This window comes from Ruegeria sp. TM1040, from assembly GCF_000014065.1.
Taxonomy (GTDB): domain Bacteria; phylum Pseudomonadota; class Alphaproteobacteria; order Rhodobacterales; family Rhodobacteraceae; genus Epibacterium.
The window spans coordinates 2500742-2518621 of sequence record NC_008044.1 but is presented as its reverse complement, the minus strand read 5'-3'; the positions used below and the strand labels follow the sequence as shown (position 1 = coordinate 2518621).

15 protein-coding genes and 1 riboswitch are annotated in these 17880 nt (G+C 60.9%); of the genes, 6 read left to right on the top strand and 9 right to left on the bottom strand.

Annotated elements, in window-relative coordinates:
• Positions 1-14: 14 nt before the first annotated feature.
• Complete coding sequence (locus tag TM1040_RS16390; RefSeq protein ID WP_011539714.1) at positions 15-1004, bottom strand: type I glyceraldehyde-3-phosphate dehydrogenase; 990 nt, start codon at positions 1002-1004, stop codon at positions 15-17.
• Positions 1005-1174: 170 nt separating this feature from the next.
• A riboswitch (glycine riboswitch) is annotated at positions 1175-1280 on the top strand.
• A gap of 186 nt (positions 1281-1466) precedes the next feature.
• On the opposite strand from TM1040_RS16390, the gene gcvT reads away from it, so the two are divergent.
• The 4 genes from gcvT to TM1040_RS16370 all read left to right on the top strand — a co-directional run bounded on the left by gcvT (position 1467) and on the right by TM1040_RS16370 (position 7190).
• On the top strand, positions 1467-2591 hold the full coding sequence (gene gcvT / locus TM1040_RS16385) for a glycine cleavage system aminomethyltransferase GcvT (protein ID WP_011539713.1): 1125 nt from the start codon (positions 1467-1469) through the stop codon (positions 2589-2591).
• A 41-nt stretch (positions 2592-2632) separates the two neighbouring features.
• A complete protein-coding gene (gene gcvH, locus TM1040_RS16380; protein ID WP_011539712.1) occupies positions 2633-2992 on the top strand; it encodes a glycine cleavage system protein GcvH in 360 nt (119 codons plus the stop codon).
• A gap of 126 nt (positions 2993-3118) precedes the next feature.
• Positions 3119-5968, top strand: coding sequence for an aminomethyl-transferring glycine dehydrogenase (gcvP, locus tag TM1040_RS16375; RefSeq protein WP_011539711.1), 2850 nt, complete (start codon positions 3119-3121; stop codon positions 5966-5968).
• 772 nt (positions 5969-6740) lie between these two features.
• Positions 6741-7190, top strand: a complete 450-nt coding sequence (locus TM1040_RS16370; protein ID WP_011539710.1) for a hypothetical protein — start codon at positions 6741-6743, stop codon at positions 7188-7190.
• Positions 7191-7272: 82 nt separating this feature from the next.
• Here TM1040_RS16370 and ileS read toward each other — a convergent pair whose 3' ends face one another.
• A complete protein-coding gene (gene ileS / locus TM1040_RS16365; RefSeq protein ID WP_011539709.1) occupies positions 7273-10197 on the bottom strand; it encodes an isoleucine--tRNA ligase in 2925 nt (974 codons plus the stop codon).
• Between the two features lie 290 nt (positions 10198-10487).
• Between ileS and TM1040_RS16360 the strand changes: the two genes are divergently transcribed.
• Complete coding sequence (locus tag TM1040_RS16360) at positions 10488-10901, top strand: group III truncated hemoglobin (RefSeq protein WP_011539708.1); 414 nt, start codon at positions 10488-10490, stop codon at positions 10899-10901.
• Between the two features lie 22 nt (positions 10902-10923).
• Here TM1040_RS16360 and TM1040_RS16355 read toward each other — a convergent pair whose 3' ends face one another.
• The 3 genes from TM1040_RS16355 to TM1040_RS16345 are packed head-to-tail and all read right to left on the bottom strand — an operon-like array spanning position 10924 to position 13759.
• On the bottom strand, positions 10924-11904 hold the full coding sequence (locus TM1040_RS16355) for a YcjF family protein (protein WP_011539707.1): 981 nt from the start codon (positions 11902-11904) through the stop codon (positions 10924-10926).
• On the bottom strand, positions 11901-12365 hold the full coding sequence (locus tag TM1040_RS16350) for a GNAT family N-acetyltransferase (protein ID WP_011539706.1): 465 nt from the start codon (positions 12363-12365) through the stop codon (positions 11901-11903). The genes TM1040_RS16355 and TM1040_RS16350 overlap by 4 nt, the downstream gene beginning before the upstream one ends.
• Entirely contained in the window at positions 12362-13759 is a 1398-nt protein-coding gene (locus tag TM1040_RS16345) for a YcjX family protein (RefSeq protein WP_011539705.1), read from the bottom strand. The genes TM1040_RS16350 and TM1040_RS16345 overlap by 4 nt, the downstream gene beginning before the upstream one ends.
• Before the next feature lie 202 nt (positions 13760-13961).
• Between TM1040_RS16345 and truA the strand changes: the two genes are divergently transcribed.
• Positions 13962-14741, top strand: a complete 780-nt coding sequence (truA, locus tag TM1040_RS16340) for a tRNA pseudouridine(38-40) synthase TruA (RefSeq protein ID WP_011539704.1) — start codon at positions 13962-13964, stop codon at positions 14739-14741.
• Positions 14742-14857: 116 nt separating this feature from the next.
• On the opposite strand, the gene TM1040_RS16335 is transcribed toward truA, so the two are convergent.
• The 4 genes from TM1040_RS16335 to TM1040_RS16320 form a co-directional block, all read right to left on the bottom strand.
• The gene (locus tag TM1040_RS16335) at positions 14858-15163 is read right to left on the bottom strand and encodes a hypothetical protein (RefSeq protein WP_011539703.1); all 306 of its coding nucleotides are present in this window, start codon (positions 15161-15163) and stop codon (positions 14858-14860) included.
• Positions 15164-15360: 197 nt separating this feature from the next.
• The gene (locus TM1040_RS16330) at positions 15361-16053 is read right to left on the bottom strand and encodes a CDP-alcohol phosphatidyltransferase family protein (RefSeq protein WP_011539702.1); all 693 of its coding nucleotides are present in this window, start codon (positions 16051-16053) and stop codon (positions 15361-15363) included.
• A gap of 124 nt (positions 16054-16177) precedes the next feature.
• Positions 16178-17113: a tyrosine recombinase XerC gene (locus tag TM1040_RS16325; RefSeq protein WP_011539701.1), complete on the bottom strand. Its 936-nt coding sequence runs from the start codon at positions 17111-17113 to the stop codon at positions 16178-16180.
• Entirely contained in the window at positions 17110-17823 is a 714-nt protein-coding gene (locus TM1040_RS16320; protein WP_011539700.1) for a DUF484 family protein, read from the bottom strand. The genes TM1040_RS16325 and TM1040_RS16320 overlap by 4 nt, the downstream gene beginning before the upstream one ends.
• Positions 17824-17880: the final 57 nt, after the last annotated feature.

The window sequence follows — 17880 nt, the reverse complement described above, 5'->3', positions numbered from 1 at the left end:
CGAAAATGCGCCGATCAGACCTGGGGCTGCATCGCGCGCGCGACATCAAGCATCCGCGCCGAAAAGCCCCATTCATTGTCATACCAGCCGAAGATGCGCAGCTGCTGCGTCCCCACCATGCGGGTTTCGGGGGCTGCGATAATCAGCGATTCTGGCCGCGCCCGCAGGTCCGAAGAAACGAGCGGCTGTTCGGTCCATCCCAAGATGGGCGAGCCGTTGGCCGATGCCTTCAGGGCCATCAGGAGATCGGATTGATCCCATTCTGATTGCAGGGTTGCCACGAGATCCACCGCCGAAACGCTGGCGGTCGGAACCCGTACGGCGGCGCCGGAAATCCGCCCCTTGAGGCGAGGCAGAACGACGTCGATCAGATGCATTGCGGAGGTTGTCGTGGGCACCATGGACTGTGCGCCTCCCCGCGACCGGGCGAAGTCGCCGCGCGGTGTGTCCACCATCGGTTGCGAGTTGGTATAGCAGTGGATGGTGGTCATGTGACCGGTTTCAATTCCGGCGACCGCATCCACCAGCTGCACCAGCCCTGCAACCGCATTGGTGGTGCAAGAGGCGTTCGACACGATCTGCGCGCCTGCAAGGTCAGCATCATTGACGCCATATACAACGGTGACTTCGGCAGCCGGAGATGGTCCGGAAATCAAAACCTTGCGCGCTCCTGCGGTCAGGCCGCGCTGTGCCAGGTCGGTCGTGCGTGCAATGCCTGTGCATTCCATCAAGACATCCACACCCGCGAGGTCGAGGTTGGTCACATTGGCCTCTTGGTGAAGCGCGATCCGCCGTCCGTCGACGCAGAGCGTACCCGCCTCGAGCGACACCTCGCCCGGGTAGGGGCCAAAGGTGCTGTCGTATTGGAACAGATAGGCGCACATCTCCGCATCGGTGATGTCGTTGATGCAAACCACCTCGATCCCGGAGCCGCGCGGGCTGGTCAGGATCTGGCGCAAGATTGTACGGCCAATGCGGCCGAATCCGTTGATCGCTATCTTCATGGGCAAAGCTATGGCAGCGCTTTTTGCGCCCGGCAATCCACCCGCACAATAATGCGGCAGGCTTGATACAATCGCGTCTGGAGGGAGCCCGGGCGCAGAAAGGCTACTATTTGCGACAGAATGGGGATCGATTCCGTCTTGCGCCACGCGTGCCGCGCTGCTAGCGTCCGCCGCAGCACATGGGAGAACCGACCAAGAGGCTTGGCGCCTCGCTGATCGGTGCCGAAGGAGCAACCGCCCCGGAAACTCTCAGGCCACAAGGACCGTGTGCGCGTAACTACTCTGGAGAGAGCCCGACCAGATCGGGCCGCCGAAGGGATAACGATCTCAGGCGAAGGGACAGAGGGGGCATCAAAGCGTGCAGGCTCAGCCTGCGCAAAACCTTGGATGCCGGATGCCAATCGACGCGTTGACATGTTATGATTTGACCGCACCGGCCGCAGACGCGGAAGGCAGGCCGATATGTCGGATCTGAAGACCACTCCCCTTACTGAATTGCACGAGAGCCTCGGGGCCAAGATGGTGCCCTTTGCTGGCTACTCCATGCCTGTGCAATACCCGCTCGGGATCATGAAAGAACACACGCACACCCGCGAGAAAGCCGGGCTCTTTGATGTGAGCCACATGGGGCAAGTGATTCTGCGTGGAGAGAGCTATGAGGCCTTGGCCGCTGCGTTTGAAAAGCTGGTGCCGATGGATGTACTCGGGCTGTCCGAGGGGCGCCAACGCTACGGGCTGTTCACCAACGATACGGGCGGCATCGAGGACGACCTGATGTTCGCCAACCGCGGTGATCACCTGTTTGTGGTTGTGAACGCAGCCTGCAAGGACGCTGACATCGCCCGCATGAAGGCCGCGCTTGAACCCGAAGTAACAGTCGAGCCTGTCACCGATCGCGCGCTTCTGGCCCTTCAGGGCCCTGCCGCTGAGGCGGCGCTGGAGGCGTTGGTGCCTGGCGTTGCGGCGATGAAGTTCATGGATGTGGCAACCTTCGCATATGAAGGCGGAGAGCTCTGGATCTCCCGCTCTGGTTATACCGGAGAGGATGGCTATGAGATCTCCGTCGCCGAAGCCGGCGCAGAGGCCTTTGCCAAGGCTCTGCTGGCACATGCCGACGTTGAGGCCATTGGCCTCGGCGCACGAGATTCCCTGCGCCTTGAGGGCGGGCTTTGCCTTTATGGACACGACATCGACACTGAGACCCGCCCGTTTGAGGCCGCTCTTGGCTGGGCGATCCAAAAAGTACGCCGCCCGGGTGGCGACCGCGCGGGCGGCTTTCCCGGTGCGGATGCGATCTTTGCTGATCTCGGTGGCAAGGCCCCGCGCAAACGTGTGGGTCTGAAGCCCGAGGGCCGTGCGCCGATGCGCGAGGGTGTTGTGCTTTACGCAAGTGCCGAAGGTGGCGACCCTATCGGCACCATCACGTCTGGTGGCTTTGGTCCGACCGTTGGCGGCCCGGTCGCCATGGGCTACGTCACCGCAGAGCATGCTGCTCTGGACACACAGGTCTTTGGCGAGCTGCGCGGCAAGCGCGTGCCCGTCACTGTTGCAAAGCTGCCCTTCGTGGCGGCCAACTTCAAACGCTAAAACCGGTCCCCGCTAAAGCGGCCAACACAGGAAGAGAACCCATGAAATACACCGAAGAACACGAATGGCTGCAGGTCGAAGGCGACGTTGTGACTGTTGGCATCACCTCCCACGCGGCCGAGCAGCTGGGCGATGTGGTCTTTGTTGAGCTTCCCGAAGTGGGCAGCGAAGTCTCCAAGGACGACGAGATCGTGGTCATCGAATCCGTTAAGGCAGCGTCGGACATTCTCGCGCCGCTCGACGGTGAAGTGGTCGAAGTCAACGAGGCCATCGTGGACGCGCCGTCCAAGGTCAATGAGGACCCGGAAGGCGAAGCTTGGTTCTTCAAACTCAAAGTCTCCGACATGTCGCCGATGGACGACTACATGGACGAGGCTGGCTACAAAGACTTCATTGGCTGATGCGTTTGGGCCCGTTGCCGTGTGGTGCGGGCCCCTCTTTTACCTGCAAGGGCGTAACCGGGTTTGCCCGACCCAATGGTGCACGCCTTTGATCCCGAGATCTGACAGACCCTGAAGGAGGCAACGATGCCTTTCGAACCGACAGATTACCTCCCGTATGACTTTGCCAATCGGCGCCACATCGGTCCCTCGCCCGAGGAAATGGCCGAGATGCTCAAGGTGGTCGGCGCCGACAGCCTAGATGCGCTGATCGATGAGACCGTGCCGCAATCCATCCGTCAAAAAGCAGCGCTGGACTTTGGCCGCCCGATGTCCGAGCGCGAGCTGCTGTTTCACATGCGCGAGGTCGCAGGCAAGAACAAGGTAATGACCTCGCTGATCGGCCAAGGCTATCACGGCACCGTGACCCCGCCCGCGATTCAGCGCAACATTCTTGAAAATCCTGCCTGGTACACGGCCTACACGCCCTATCAGCCCGAGATTTCGCAGGGGCGTCTTGAGGCACTCTTGAACTTCCAGACCATGATCTCTGATCTGACCGGTCTTGAAATCGCCAACGCTTCGCTTCTGGACGAGGCCACCGCCTGCGCCGAAGCCATGACCATGGCGGAGCGTGTCTCCAAGTCCAAAGCCAAGGCTTTCTTTGTCGACCGCGACTGTCACCCGCAGAACATCGCGGTGGTGAAAACCCGCGCCGAACCGCTAGGTATCGAGGTGATCGTTGGCAACCCCGACAAGATGGATCCCGAGGCTGTCTTTGGTGCATTGTTCCAGTATCCGGGCACCTATGGCCATGTGCGCGACTTTACCGACCACATTGCCAAGCTCCACGAACACAAGGGCATCGCTGTTGTTTCTGCCGACCCGATGTCGCTCACGCTGCTGAAAGAGCCGGGTGCGATGGGAGCAGATATTGCGGTCGGCTCCACCCAGCGTTTTGGCGTGCCTGTTGGGGCAGGGGGGCCGCACGCGGCCTATATGGCGACCAAAGACGCCTACAAGCGCAACATGCCGGGCCGGATCGTCGGTGTGTCTGTCGATGCACATGGCAACAAAGCTTACCGTCTGTCGCTGCAGACCCGGGAGCAGCACATCCGCCGTGAAAAAGCGACCTCGAACGTCTGCACTGCGCAAGCGCTTCTTGCGGTGATGGCGTCCATGTATGCGGTCTTCCACGGTCCCAAAGGTCTGAAGGCGATCGCGCAACGCATCCACCGCAAGGCCGTGCGTCTGGCCAAAGGCCTCGAGGAGGCCGGCTTCAAAGTCGACCCGCAGGCTTTCTTTGATACCATTACCGTCGATGTTGGACCGCTGCAGGCAGCCGTCATGAAATCGGCGGTGGACGAAGGGATCAACCTGCGTCGCGTGGGTGAAACCCGTGTGGGGATCTCGGTGGATGAAACCACCCGCCCCGAAACCATCGAAGCGGTTTGGCGTGCCTTTGGCATCGTGCGTGCGGATGATGATTTCACCCCGGACTACCGCGTGCCTGCGAACATGCATCGCAAGTCGGACTACCTGACGCACCCGATCTTCCACATGAACCGCGCCGAGACCGAGATGATGCGCTACATGCGTCGCCTTGCGGATCGCGATCTGGCGCTGGACCGTGCGATGATCCCGCTTGGCTCCTGCACCATGAAGCTCAACGCGGCAGCGGAAATGATGCCGCTCAGCTGGCCAGAGTTTTCGACCATCCACCCCTTTGCACCTGCGGATCAGCAGGCTGGCTATGGCGAGATGGTTGAAGACCTTTCGAAGAAGCTCTGCGACATTACCGGCTATGATGCGATCTCCATGCAGCCGAACTCTGGCGCGCAGGGCGAATATGCTGGCCTCCTGACCATTGCCGCCTATCACAAGGCGCGCGGTGAAGGGCACCGTAATATCTGCCTGATCCCGATGAGCGCCCACGGCACCAACCCGGCCTCCGCTCAGATGGTTGGCTGGAAAGTGGTTGTGGTCAAATCCGACGAGCGCGGCGACATCGATCTTGAGGACTTCCGTGCCAAGGCCGAGAAACACGCCGACAACCTCGCGGGCTGCATGATCACCTACCCATCGACCCATGGCGTGTTTGAGGAAACCGTGCATGAGGTCTGCAAAATCACCCATGATGCGGGTGGTCAGGTCTATATCGATGGCGCCAACATGAACGCCATGGTGGGGCTGAGCCGTCCGGGCGATCTGGGGGGGGATGTGAGCCACCTCAACCTGCACAAAACCTTTGCCATTCCGCATGGCGGTGGGGGCCCCGGCATGGGACCGATCGGCGTCAAAGCGCATCTGGTCGAACACCTCCCGGGGCATCCTGAAACCGGTGGATCCGAAGGGCCTGTCTCTGCGGCGCCCCTGGGGTCGGCGTCGATCCTGACGATCTCCTGGGCCTATTGCCTGATGATGGGCGGTGCAGGTCTGACGCAGGCGACGAAGGTTGCGATCCTCTCGGCCAACTATCTGGCCAAACGGCTCGAAGGTGCGTTTGACGTGCTCTACAAAGGACCGACAGGTCGGGTTGCGCATGAGTGCATTCTCGATACGCGTCCCTTTGCCGACAGCGCAGATGTGACCGTGGACGATGTGGCCAAGCGTCTGATGGACAGCGGTTTCCACGCTCCTACCATGAGCTGGCCCGTTGCGGGCACTCTGATGGTGGAGCCAACCGAGTCCGAAACCAAGGCGGAACTGGATCGTTTTGTCGATGCGATGTTGTCGATCCGTGACGAGATCAAAGCGGTCGAGTCCGGCGAGATGCCGCGCGAGAACAATGCGCTCAAGAACGCTCCGCACACGATGGAAGATCTGGTGAAAGACTGGGATCGCCCCTACTCGCGCGAGCAGGGCTGCTTCCCGCCGGGTGCTTTCCGTGTCGACAAATATTGGCCGCCCGTGAACCGCGTCGACAACGTCTATGGCGACCGTCACCTGATCTGCACCTGCCCGCCGCTTGAGGACTACGCAGAAGCGGCAGAGTGATCCACGATCGCTCCGGCGACGTTAAAAAGCGAACTTGCAAAGCCCCCCTCTCTTGGGGGGCTTTCCTGTTTGGAGGGGCGGATTGCCTGCTCAGGCCGGTGTACGCTTTGGGCCAAAACATCTCGACAGGAGATCTGTCTTGCGACCAGCGGTATCCTTCGTCAGGTTTTGGTGGGCAACAATGCCGATCGGAATTCAGATCGCTTCTTTACAATGCAATGTATAATGCTGTCGCAGATGGACCCGGTTCAGTGAACCTCCCTGCTCACGAACTTGAGGCCACACGCACGGGCGCACCACCATATTGGCGGATCTTTCTGCGCAGCCTTTTCGACAGGATGCCTAGGGCGTTCCAGGCACCGGCAAATCAAGGGATAAGTCACCCCTGCTGCAAAAGGACGAAACCCTGAATGGTCCGGGATGCGACCGCCAACAAATTGTAAGAAAACAGAAATATCCTGTTTTGAGTGACGGGCTTGGTCGTGCGTCAACAAGCAGATACCGCATTGACAGGCCGGACAATGGCCGGGCCGGATGTCGCGTAGGTTCACGGGACCGTCCCCATTGAGCGCAGGGATAAGGCAGCAGACCAGCGAGCGGGCGCTTTTGGCCTGTGCATCCTGACAATGCTTCCAAGGTGCAGCGTCAACAAAATACCTAAAACCCTAAGCATCGCGCCCGGAGCAACTCTTTTCCGATATGCTAGGCGCGACGCCCGATCTGGCCCGATCCGGGGAGTCTCGACCCGACACGCAGGTGGAAAGGAATTGAGATGATTACAGCGATGCGCCCCTATGCGGGTGTGCCTTCAAACAATGTGACCCCCGTTGTGTTTACGGTCACCGACACGGTCGCTCTCTCTTCGAGCGACAGCGGTGCGACCGGTGCGGAATTTGCCAACAGCCGTCTGGGCAATTTCCTGAGTGATGACCCCGCGCCCAGAGACCGGGATCTCGACTCCCTCTTCAGCAGTGACACGCTGCCCGCTTACGAGAAATCTTCGTCGTCTTCTGCGTCTGCGAGCAGCATTGAGACGGAGGGACTGCTTTCGCCTCTGCCGCAGAGCTTTGACCCGATCAGCCTGCCGCCGCTGGAAAGCGCGCTGAGCAGCCAGATGCAGCAGGTCGCGCAGGACAACGTGTTCCGAGGGATCTCCTCGGGGAGCTTTGCACAGGAGATGTACACGAACACCCAGGATGTGCTGTCTCGAGTTGCTGCCTGATCAGCGTGTGCCTCCACTGAACAAGAAACGCCCGAAGCTTTTGCTCCGGGCGTTTTTTCATGATCTGAGGTGCGTACGGGTGTCAGCCGCCCAGAGCGCTGTTGCAGCGTCCACAGGTGCCGGGATGCGCGTGGCTGCCCACATCGGGTAGGATCTTCCAGCACCGCTGGCACTTCTCCCCTTCGGCTTTTTCAAACACCACAGACACACCATCGACCTCTGGCAGGCGATAGGCCTCTGCCGGACTTGGATCATTGGTGAGTTGCACGTCAGAGGTGATGCAGACGTCGGCAAAATTCACCGACTTCAGGGCCTCCAGAACGTCCGCCTCGCGCACATGCACGACAGGTGCTGCCTCGAGCGAGGCGCCGATAACCTTGTCTGTGCGCTGCACTTCCAGAGCGGCGGTCACGACGCGGCGCGCCTGACGGACTTTGGCCCATTTGGCTGCGAGCGGCTCGTTGATCCAATCACGCGGTGTTTCGGGCATATCGACAAGGTGCACGGAGCTTTCTTCGCCCGGGAACCGCTCGAGCCAAACCTCTTCCATCGTGAACACGAGGATCGGTGCCAGCCATGTGGTCAGGCGGTGGAACAGGATGTCCAACACGGTGCGCGCCGCACGGGCGTTCAGCGTGTCGCCATCGCAATAGAGCGCGTCCTTGCGGATATCGAAGTAGAAGGCCGACAGATCCACAGTGGCAAAGTTGAAAATCGCTTGCCATACACCATTGAAATCAAACGCTTTATAGCCTGCCTTCACGGTGCGATCGAGCTCGGCCAGGCGATGCAGGACCCATTGCTCCAGTTCCGGCATATCCGCAGGCTCTACCCGCTGATCCTCGTTGAAGTCGCTGAGGCTGCCGAGCATATAGCGCATGGTGTTGCGCAGCCTGCGGTAGCTGTCGGCAGTCCCTTTGAGGATTTCTGCCCCGATCCGCTGATCGGCGGTGTAATCGGTCTGCGCCACCCAGAGACGCAGGATGTCTGCGCCGTATTGCTTGACGATTTCCTCGGGGACGATGGTGTTGCCGAGCGACTTGGACATTTTCATGCCCTTCTCGTCGAGCGTAAAGCCATGCGTCACCACATTGCGATAGGGCGCGCGGCCTTTGGTGGCAGAGGCCTGCAGCAGCGAGGAGTGGAACCACCCGCGGTGCTGGTCAGTGCCTTCCATATAGACGTCGGCAATCCCGTCCTCGGTGCCATCCTCGCGGTCGCGCAGCACAAAGGCGTGGGTGGAGCCTGAATCAAACCACACATCCAGCACGTCAAAGACCTGCTCGTAGTCGTCCGGGGCCACGATGCCCTCGAGCACCTTCTCCTTGAAGCCGTCCTCGTACCAGACATCGGCGCCGTTTTCCTCAAAGGCGGCGATGATGCGGGCGTTCACCTCGCTGTTGCGCAGCAGGTAATCCGCGTCCGTAGGCAGAGCACCCTTCTTCGTAAAGCAGGTGAGCGGCACACCCCAGGCGCGCTGGCGCGACAGCACCCAATCCGGACGGTTTTCAATCATCGAATAGAGACGATTGCGGCCGGTCTGCGGGGTCCATTTCACCAGCTCGTCGATGGAACGCAGTGCGCGTTCGCGGATGGTGTCGCCATAGTCGCCCATGCCGTCGTCTAGCTTGCGATCCACACCGGCAAACCACTGTGGCGTGTTGCGATAGATGATCGGTGCCTTGGAGCGCCAGGAATGCGGATAGCTGTGCTTGATCTTGCCGCGCGCCAGAAGGCCGCCGACCTCGACCAGCTTGTCGATGATCGCCTTGTTGGCATCCCCTTCGCCGCCTTTGCGGTTCAGGATATATTTGCCACCAAAGAACGGCAGATCGGCGCGAAAGCCTCCGTCGTCCATGACGTTGTAGGTGATCATCTGCTCCAGCATGCCGAGATCACGATAGAGTTCGAATTCTTCCATACCGTGCGACGGCGCGCAGTGCACAAAACCGGTGCCTTCGGTGTCGGTCACAAAGGGCGCGGCGCGGAAATCACGGATGCCGTCCCATTCGCCTTCGGAGCCTTCAGAACCCGCGAGCGGATGCGCAAGGCCGATGCCTGCAAGATCCTCTGCAGACACATCTGCAACGCGCTTATATTGATCTTCCGAGAGACGCGCGCGTTTGAACACATCCGCGGCCAGATTGTCGGCAAGCAGGTATTTGTCGCCCACTGTGGCCCAGCACTCGTCCGGCGTACCTGTGACCTCGTAGAGGCCATATGCAATGTCCGCACCGTAGACGACAGCCTTGTTCGAAGGGATGGTCCAGGGAGTCGTGGTCCAGATCACCACTTGCGCCCCGGCCAGCTTGTGATCGGCAGGTTCAACCACCTTGAATTTCACCCAGATGGTGAAGCTTTCCTTGTCGTGATATTCGACCTCGGCCTCGGCCAGCGCGGTTTTTTCAACTGGCGACCACATCACGGGCTTGGAGCCCTGATAGAGCGTGCCGTTCATCAGGAATTTCATGAATTCCTCGGCGATCACCGCCTCGGCATGATAATCCATGGTGATATAGGGATTGGGCCAGTTGCCGGTGATGCCCAGGCGCTTGAACTCCTCGCGCTGGATGTCGATCCAGCCCTCGGCGAATTTGCGGCACTCCTGACGGAACTCGATGACCGGCACCGCGTCCTTGTTTTTGCCCTTCTTGCGGTACTGCTCTTCGATTTTCCACTCGATCGGCAGGCCGTGGCAGTCCCAGCCCGGCACATAGCGGCTGTCAAAACCCATCATCTGATGCGAGCGGACGATCATATCCTTGATGGTCTTGTTGAGCGCGTGACCGATATGCAGGTGGCCGTTTGCGTAGGGCGGACCGTCGTGCAGCACAAACGGCTGACGGCCTTCCTTTTCGCGCAGGCGGTCATAGACGCCGATCTTTTCCCAACGCTCCAGCCATGCGGGCTCGCGCTTGGGCAGGCCTGCGCGCATGGGGAAATCGGTTTTGGGCAGATTTAGCGTGTTTTTGTATTCGGGCGTGACTTCGGTCTTATCGGCGCACATATCGGTGGCGTCCTTTTGCATCAACGGGTCGATTTTGGGGATATTCGGTTCGGTGCGATCACTCAAGCACCTTTGCCCGGCGTCTCGTCTGTTCAGAGCGCCGGGGTCATAATTCGAATAATGAAGGCCACACGTTGTTTTGCAGTCGCTATCATGCGCTCGCTTATAGGGGCTTGTCGCACGAGGGTAAAGTGCAGCTGCGGCCACAATCGCTGCGACGTCATGCGCGCTTTAGATGGCCTGCCAATGCTGCTAGGCACGATGCGGGAAACCGGGTGAAGGACATAACCATGCAAGACGTGCAACCATTGGCGCGGTTCCAGATCTCCGCCGATGACATCAGGCGGGTGGTTTCGGTCTTTTACGGCGAAGTCCGCCGCCATCCGGTACTTGCGCCCGTTTTTAACGCGCATGTTGAGGATTGGCCTCAACATGAGGAGAAGATTGCCAATTTCTGGCGCAACGCGATCCTGCGCGAGCGGGTCTATGACGGGTTTCCGATGCGCGAACACCTGTCCCGACCTGATGTGCGGGCAGAGCATTTCCCGGTCTGGCTTGGTCTGTTCCACGCGGTTCTTGAGCGCGAGGTTACGGCTGAACAGGCGCTGCAATGGGGCCATCTCGCCGATCGCATCGGCGAAGGGTTCCGCACCGGGATCGAATCCATTCGCCAGCCCAAAGATGAGCCGCCGAAACTGATTTGACCCGATGTCACGTGTTGCTGTGTTATCTGGCAAATCCGCTGAGCGCGCGTTGAAGCACCTTCCCGAGGCGTGGTTTGTCTTCGCTCTCAAAGGCCATCGGGCGACAGACTTCCAGCGCCGCAAGGCCAACCCGCGCCGTGAGGGCGCCATTGACCAGCCCTTCGCCAAAACGCCGCGAGAGTTTGGATAGGACGGAAGCGCCCAGGATCGGTTCCAGAAGGTCATCCCCGATTGCAACGGCCCCGGTGGCCACCAGATGCGACAGCACCGCGCGTGTCAGGCGCCATGAGCTAAAGAGGCCCGAGCGCCCGCCGTAGATCTCTGCGATCCGGCGGATCATCCGCAGACTTGCAACGAGTGCCGTCAACACATCTGCCAGCGCCAGCGGCACCAGGGCAGTGACGCCAGCAACCTGACGGGCGGCGGCTTCGATTTCCGCAACGGCGCGCGCGTCCAGCGGACGCATCAGCTCTGCCTCTGCAAGGTCGATCAGCGCATCTGGATCTAGGATCTCTGACTTGCGCTCCTTGAGGTTTTTCAACCCCCATTCCAGATCCGCGCGTCCGTTGTAGAACCGCACCAAAGCGCCGACCTGGTTCTGAGCCTCCGCCAGCGTGCCCCCACGGGCCTCGCTGCAGGCTTGTCGCAAGCCCTCCACGCGCCGGACCCGGCCGACGGCGGCAAGTTCCTTGGCGCAGAACAACAGTGCCAAAAGAACCAGCCCTGCAAAAGCCAACGAGAAGATCAGCCCGAGCACCGGCATCCGGTCAAGGAGACTTGTGGCATAATCCCATGCGGCCACTGTTGCGAGGGTGGTGATCAATCCTGCAACTCCGCCCCAGATCCACCCGCCCCAACCGGAACGCGCGCGCGCGCCCAATAGGGTCGCGGAGGCTTGCACCGCTGTGGGGGTGTCGAGATCAGGCACCGGGGGCGCATCGCTGACATGCGGGGCGGCGGAGTCATCGTCTTCGACGTCGAAAACTATCGGGTCGCGGCTCATGTGGCATGCTCCATCTCTTTGACCTGCCAGCGATATTCGATGTCGGGCAGGCCCTCACTGTTGCGGTGACCATTGGTGCGCTGCGTTTCGACAAAGCCCTCGCGCCTGTAAAAGCGCTGTGCGGCATGATTGGCCTCAAACGTCCAGAGTTGCAGCTCGGGGCTTGTCTCCTTGGCCTGATCGAGCAGCTGTTTGCCAACGCCGAGCCCGGTGTGCTCTGGCAGCAAGTAAAGCGCGCAGATTTCCGGCCCGTCCTTTGCGCAAAAGCCGAGGATCTGCCCGGATGCGGGGTCCTGCGCGACTGTGATCCACCCTTGAGCGATCATGCGGTCGCAAAAGGCGATGGTCTCCGCCAGCGAGTGCTCTTTGGGCATCCAGGGTGTCTCATGCTCAAACCGATAGAGTATCTCGCCAAGCTTGCTGGCATCCAATGGTGTGGCGGGGCGCAGGACAGAGCTCACAAACGGTCTCCGATCAGAAATTCGGCCGCGCGATCCAGCCGAATATGCGGTGGCCCGTCGCCGGGTTTCAGGGTCAGCGGTTGTGGCGCGAAGCGCATGGAGGCGTAGCTGCCATCAAGCCAGGTATCAGCTCCTTGTCGGGCTGGCGTCAGCAGATGCCGCGGATCTTCGGGCAGGCGGCCGGGATAAAGCGCAGCCGGCTTGCCGCTGTCGGCTAGAATGCCGCGCACGCAGGGCAACTCCACCCCCTCATGCATGCGGAGCTCCTCAGTGGTGGCGCGCAACGCTGCCAGCGAGAGGGCCGCCGTCTCAGCGCCCGCAAATTGCGCCCGCTCACGGGCTTCATGAGTTAAGGCTTCGATGATTGCCGTGAGTTGCGGGTGTTGTTGATGGTGGAGGTGGTCGGCCTTGGTGGCGGCAAAGAGGATCTTCTCGACGCGTTTCCCCCGTAGCAACTGACTCAGAAAACGGTTGGACCCGGGGCGGAAGGTGCTGAGGATATCCGTCATGGCGCGGCGCAGATCCTCCATGGCGGGGGGGCCGGAATGCAGCGCACCAAGAGCGTCCACCAAGACCACTTGCCTGTCGATCCGCGAGAAGTGATCGCGAAAGAACGGGCGCACCACCTGCGACTTATAGGCCTCAAAGCGGCGTGCCATTTCGCGCGCGAGGCTGCCGCGCGGGGCCTCGCTCGGCGGCAGGGGGGCGAATGTCAAAACGGGAGAGCCCGCGAGATCCCCCGGCAACAAGAACCTGCCGGGTGTACAATCGTAATACCCGGCGTTGCGCGCCTCCTGCAGATAGTCTGCGAAGGCCTGCGCCAGCCCCTGCGCCAGCGGTTCGTCATGGCTCTCGGCGGGGGATGCAGCCTCTGCCGCGCGCAAGAACGCTTGAGCCTCCGCACGGGTCTTGATGCGGCGCAGCACATCCTCGGACCAGCTGAGGTAGTCCTTGTCCATTAAGGACAGATCCAAGAGCCACTCGCCCGGATAATCAATGATGTCGAGATGCAGGATGCGCGGGCCGGTCAGACCGCCGAACATACCGCCGGGGCGCATCCGCAGGCTCAGGCGCAGTTCGGAGACGGCCCGGGTGCTCTCTGGCCAATGTGGGCTCGGCCCGGTCAGGGCGGCGAGATGGTTTTCAAAATCAAACCGGGGCACGGTGTCATCGGGTTGGGGTTGCAGATAGGCAGCCTCGATGCGCCCGTCACGATGGGCCGAGAGCTGCGACATCCGTCCCCTGTCGATCAGGTTGGCGACCAGCGAGGTGATAAACACCGTCTTGCCTGCACGCGCTAGCCCGGTCACACCCAGCCTCAGCGAAGGCGCTGCAAATGGGCTCGTGAGGGCGTCGCCGAGTGTTTCTGCCCCGCGCAGCACGCCATCCGCCATCTCTGCGGCCAACCCCGTAACACCTGTTCCTCGCGACACATTCTGCTCCTTTTATGTCGGCGGGCGTGTGGGGCCTGTGTCCACGCGCGGATCACCGTCTTGTTCACAGAACATAAGGGGGCGCACCTTTGGTTGCCAGTGCTGCTGTGGATTGCGTTCAGGAGGTCTTGCCAGAATTGCCGTCGCGCGCTAGGCCGCGCCCATGCCGCGTTTTGCTCTCAAAGTTGAATATCATGGAAAGCCGTTTGCCGGTTGGCAACGGCAGAAGGACCAACCGTCTGTTCAGGGGGCGATTGAGGCAGCGCTCGCGCGGATCGAGCCGGGTGAGCACACGATTGCCGCCGCCGGACGCACCGATACGGGGGTGCATGGGCTTGGGCAGGTTGCGCATTGCGACCTCGAGAAGAACTGGGATCCGTTTCGCCTGAGTGAAGCACTGAACTACCACCTGAAGCCCGCCCCGGTTGCGATCGTGGATGCAGCCCTTGTGGACGACGAATGGCATGCCCGCTTCAGTGCGGTGGAGCGGCAATATCTGTTCCGCATCCTGATGCGCCGCGCTCCTGCGACTCACGATGAGGGGCAGGTCTGGCAGATCAAACATGATCTGGATGTCGCGGCGATGCAGGCGGGAGCCAATATGCTGCTTGGAAATCACGATTTCACCACGTTTCGCTCGTCGATCTGTCAGGCTGCCAGCCCGGTGAAGACCTTGGATGAGCTGAGAGTGGAGCGCGTTCAGGGACTATCGGGTCCAGAGGTGCATTTTCATGTGCGCGCGCGCAGCTTCCTACACAATCAGGTTCGCAGTTTTGTCGGAACACTTGAGCGTGTGGGCACCGGAGCATGGAGCCCCGAGGACGTCAAACACGCGCTTGAGGCCAAGGACCGCGCGGCCTGTGGTCCTGTGTGCCCGGGCCATGGGCTCTATCTGGCGCGGGTGGGCTATCCTGATCCGGTTTTTTCTAGCGACCGGGTGTAAGCTCGGCTGACGAGACCCAGCGCGTTTTGTGCAGATCTCATGACGGTTCGTGCGTGTTCTAAGTCAGGCGCGTGTGTTTGAGCAGGGCGAAGTTGATGCTTTTGCTGCGGGCGCGATCAGATGAACGCCTTGGCACCGGCATAGAGCCGGCTGGCCTCTCGGCCAGACATCTGGTGCTGAGTGCAGTGGGCGAGAAAGGCTTGCTGCGCGATGTCCCGATCACCAGCCGGAAGTGGGCTCGGTGCGGGCTTGTCGGAGGGGGCCACTTCCCTGGGATAGTTGGCGCCTGCAGCGGATTCGCGTAGCTCCGCCATGGCGCGCGCGAGTTGACGCGAGGCCATGCTATTGCTGAAATTCTTGTAGCCATCGACAGCAGAAAGCTGCCGTTGGTTGATCGACGGGCCGTCCTCTCTCATCGACATGATCGCACTCCTGCGCCAAGACTCGGAAACCTAACATATGTGTCGATTTTTACGGGTTATGCTTAATAGCCGGTTTACTGCGACTGCGTTCCGCGCTTTGGACCGGAAAATATAAGTAAAAACGCACGATCAACACGCCTCCGAGGGCAATCCGGAGGCGTCGGGGGCTCCAGCGCTGAGGAGGCCTGACCGTAGAATCAGTCGCGACTGGGCATGATTTGCTGGGCAATACCCACAAACAGCAAGTATACGGATGTCACCAGTAGCGCCCAGTGAACAAGCTGTCCGGGCGCAAATTCCACCCAAGCGGTCCAGCCCGCCAGGGCCGTCCAGACCAGCGCAACGGGCAGGGAGACACTGCGCCAGCGCTCTGTACGTACCGGGTGGATGAACTTCAGCGGCAAGAACTGAGTTGCCGACAAGACCAGCACCAGACCAAGGCTGACCCAGTGGTTTGGCTCCAGCGCAAAAATCACCAGCACAAGCATGTTCCAGCAGCCGGGAAACCCGGAAAAGGAGTTGTCCTTGGTCTTCATCCGCGTGTCTGCGAAATACATGGCGCTGGTAAAAGTGATGACGATGATTGCCGCCCAGCCAGTCCAGCCGGACATCAGGTCCGATTTGAACAATGCAAAGGCCGGAATGAACACATAGGTCAGATAGTCGATGATCAAATCCAATAGCACGCCATCAAACTGTGGCGCGTTCTGTTTGACATCGAAGTGCCGCGCAAGAGGGCCATCCACGCCATCCACCGCAAAGGCCACCACGAGCCAGAGATACATCAGATCCCACTCGGCATCGACTGCCGCTAGCATTGCCAACATGGCAAAGACAGCACCGGTGGCGGTGAGCAAGTGGACGGAGAGGGCACGGAGTTCAATCGTCATCTGCCCGTGATGACGAATTTCGAGGCAGGCCGCAACCCAGAAGCGCTGCCGTTTAACGGTGTTTTCCGATGGGAACTTCCCCGTTGCACGCTTGAAACGTGCCGGTTCCTCGCGATCTACGGGCTCAGGCCTTCGGGTGGGCGCGGGCGTAGACTTCCATGAGATGCGCCGTATCCACCGCGGTGTAGGCCTGCGTGGTCGACAGGGACGCGTGACCCAGAAGCTCTTGAATGGCGCGCAAGTCGCCCCCAGCCTCAAGGAGATGCGTTGCAAAGCTGTGGCGCAGGGCATGCGGGGTTGCTGTTGCGGGAAGACCCAGCTGCCGACGCGCGCCTGCCATTACGCCCTGGATCATGCGGGCATGCAGCGCGCCGCCACGGACGCCGCGAAACAAGGGCAGATGGGCTTCTTTGGGGTGGGGGCAGAGGGCCAAGTAGCGCTCTACCGCCTGTTGCGCCGCAGGCAGGACCGGCACCACCCGCTCTTTGCCGCCCTTGCCTTTTATCCGAAGTGTGGCTGGCAGGGGAGCGTCTTTGCCAAGAAGGCCGAGTGCCTCGGAGATGCGCAGGCCACATCCATAGAGGAGTGTTACAACCGCGACATCTCGCGCCGACACCCAGTCCTTCTGTGATTGCAACTCGACCGTGTCGATCATTGCTCGCGCAGCGTCCTGATCAAGCGGGCGGGGCAATTTCTTTTGGAACTTGGGCGCGCGGGTCGACAAAACGGCCGTGGGTTCGAACCCTTCGCGCTTGGCCAGCCAGCCGTAGAATTTTTTCACAGCGGAGAGTTTGCGTGCGAGAGAGCGCGCGCCCGTGCCCGACGACCGCGCCGAGGCCATCCAGGCGCGCATGTCCGCGGTGGTGATCTGGCGCAGGGCGCCAAGTCCCTGTGGGGCGCCAAAGTGAAGGCTCATGAACGACAGGAACTCCACGACATCGCCGCGATAGGCCGCGAGCGTATTGTCCGCCGCGCCTTCAAGCGCACCGAGACCGTCCAGCCAGCGCTGCAACGCATCGCGCGCCGCCGGAGAGATCAGCGTCGGGTCGCCCGCGCTCAAGACAGCCAACGGCGCATGCAGCGCTCGAATACACCACCAAAAAATGTCAAAAGGTCGGTGCCGTGTTGCGGTGTGAATTGATGGGGATCCTCGGCGCCAAAGACAAGCAGTCCGGGCAGGCGTCCTGCACCAAGGTCGAGGCGCAGGCAGGCCTCTGACCGAAGGTCAGCGCCTCGCTCACCGTAGAGTCGCGCCGGACCAGCCTGGATCTGCCGCAAGGTTACACAGCGGTCGCCACCATAGGCGCGCTCTTGCGCAAGATAAGATTGCACGAAGCCAGATTCGGTAAATTTCAGAATGTCGCCAACACGCTCTACCGCCGCTCCGGCCTCCTCTTGGGTGGTCTCAAGGATGAGGGCGAGGGCGTCGACACGCAGGATGTCCCTGAGATCGCCCCGCAGGACTTCCATGAACTCCGCAAAGCTCTCAGGGTCCAGAAGCCGCAGCACCGCGCGGTGAATCTGATTGGTGCCGGCAAGGTTTTCATAGGCCGCCGCAATCACCGAGCGATGGGTGTCTTCCAGCCGGTCAAGCCGCGTTTCCAGCCGCTCCATGGCGATGCCACGCAGGTCCACGATATTGGAGCCCATCGCGCGTTCATTCGCAGCCACCAACGCCCGCATCACGTTGGGGTCGTCCAGCACCACGCCGGGTTTCTCTATGATTTTCTTGCGCAGGCTGTCATCCAGCCCCGCGTTTGAGCTGCTCATCGTCTTGCCTCAACCTCTGCCGGGTTTTCGCGACTATAACATGGGGCGTCTCAGCGC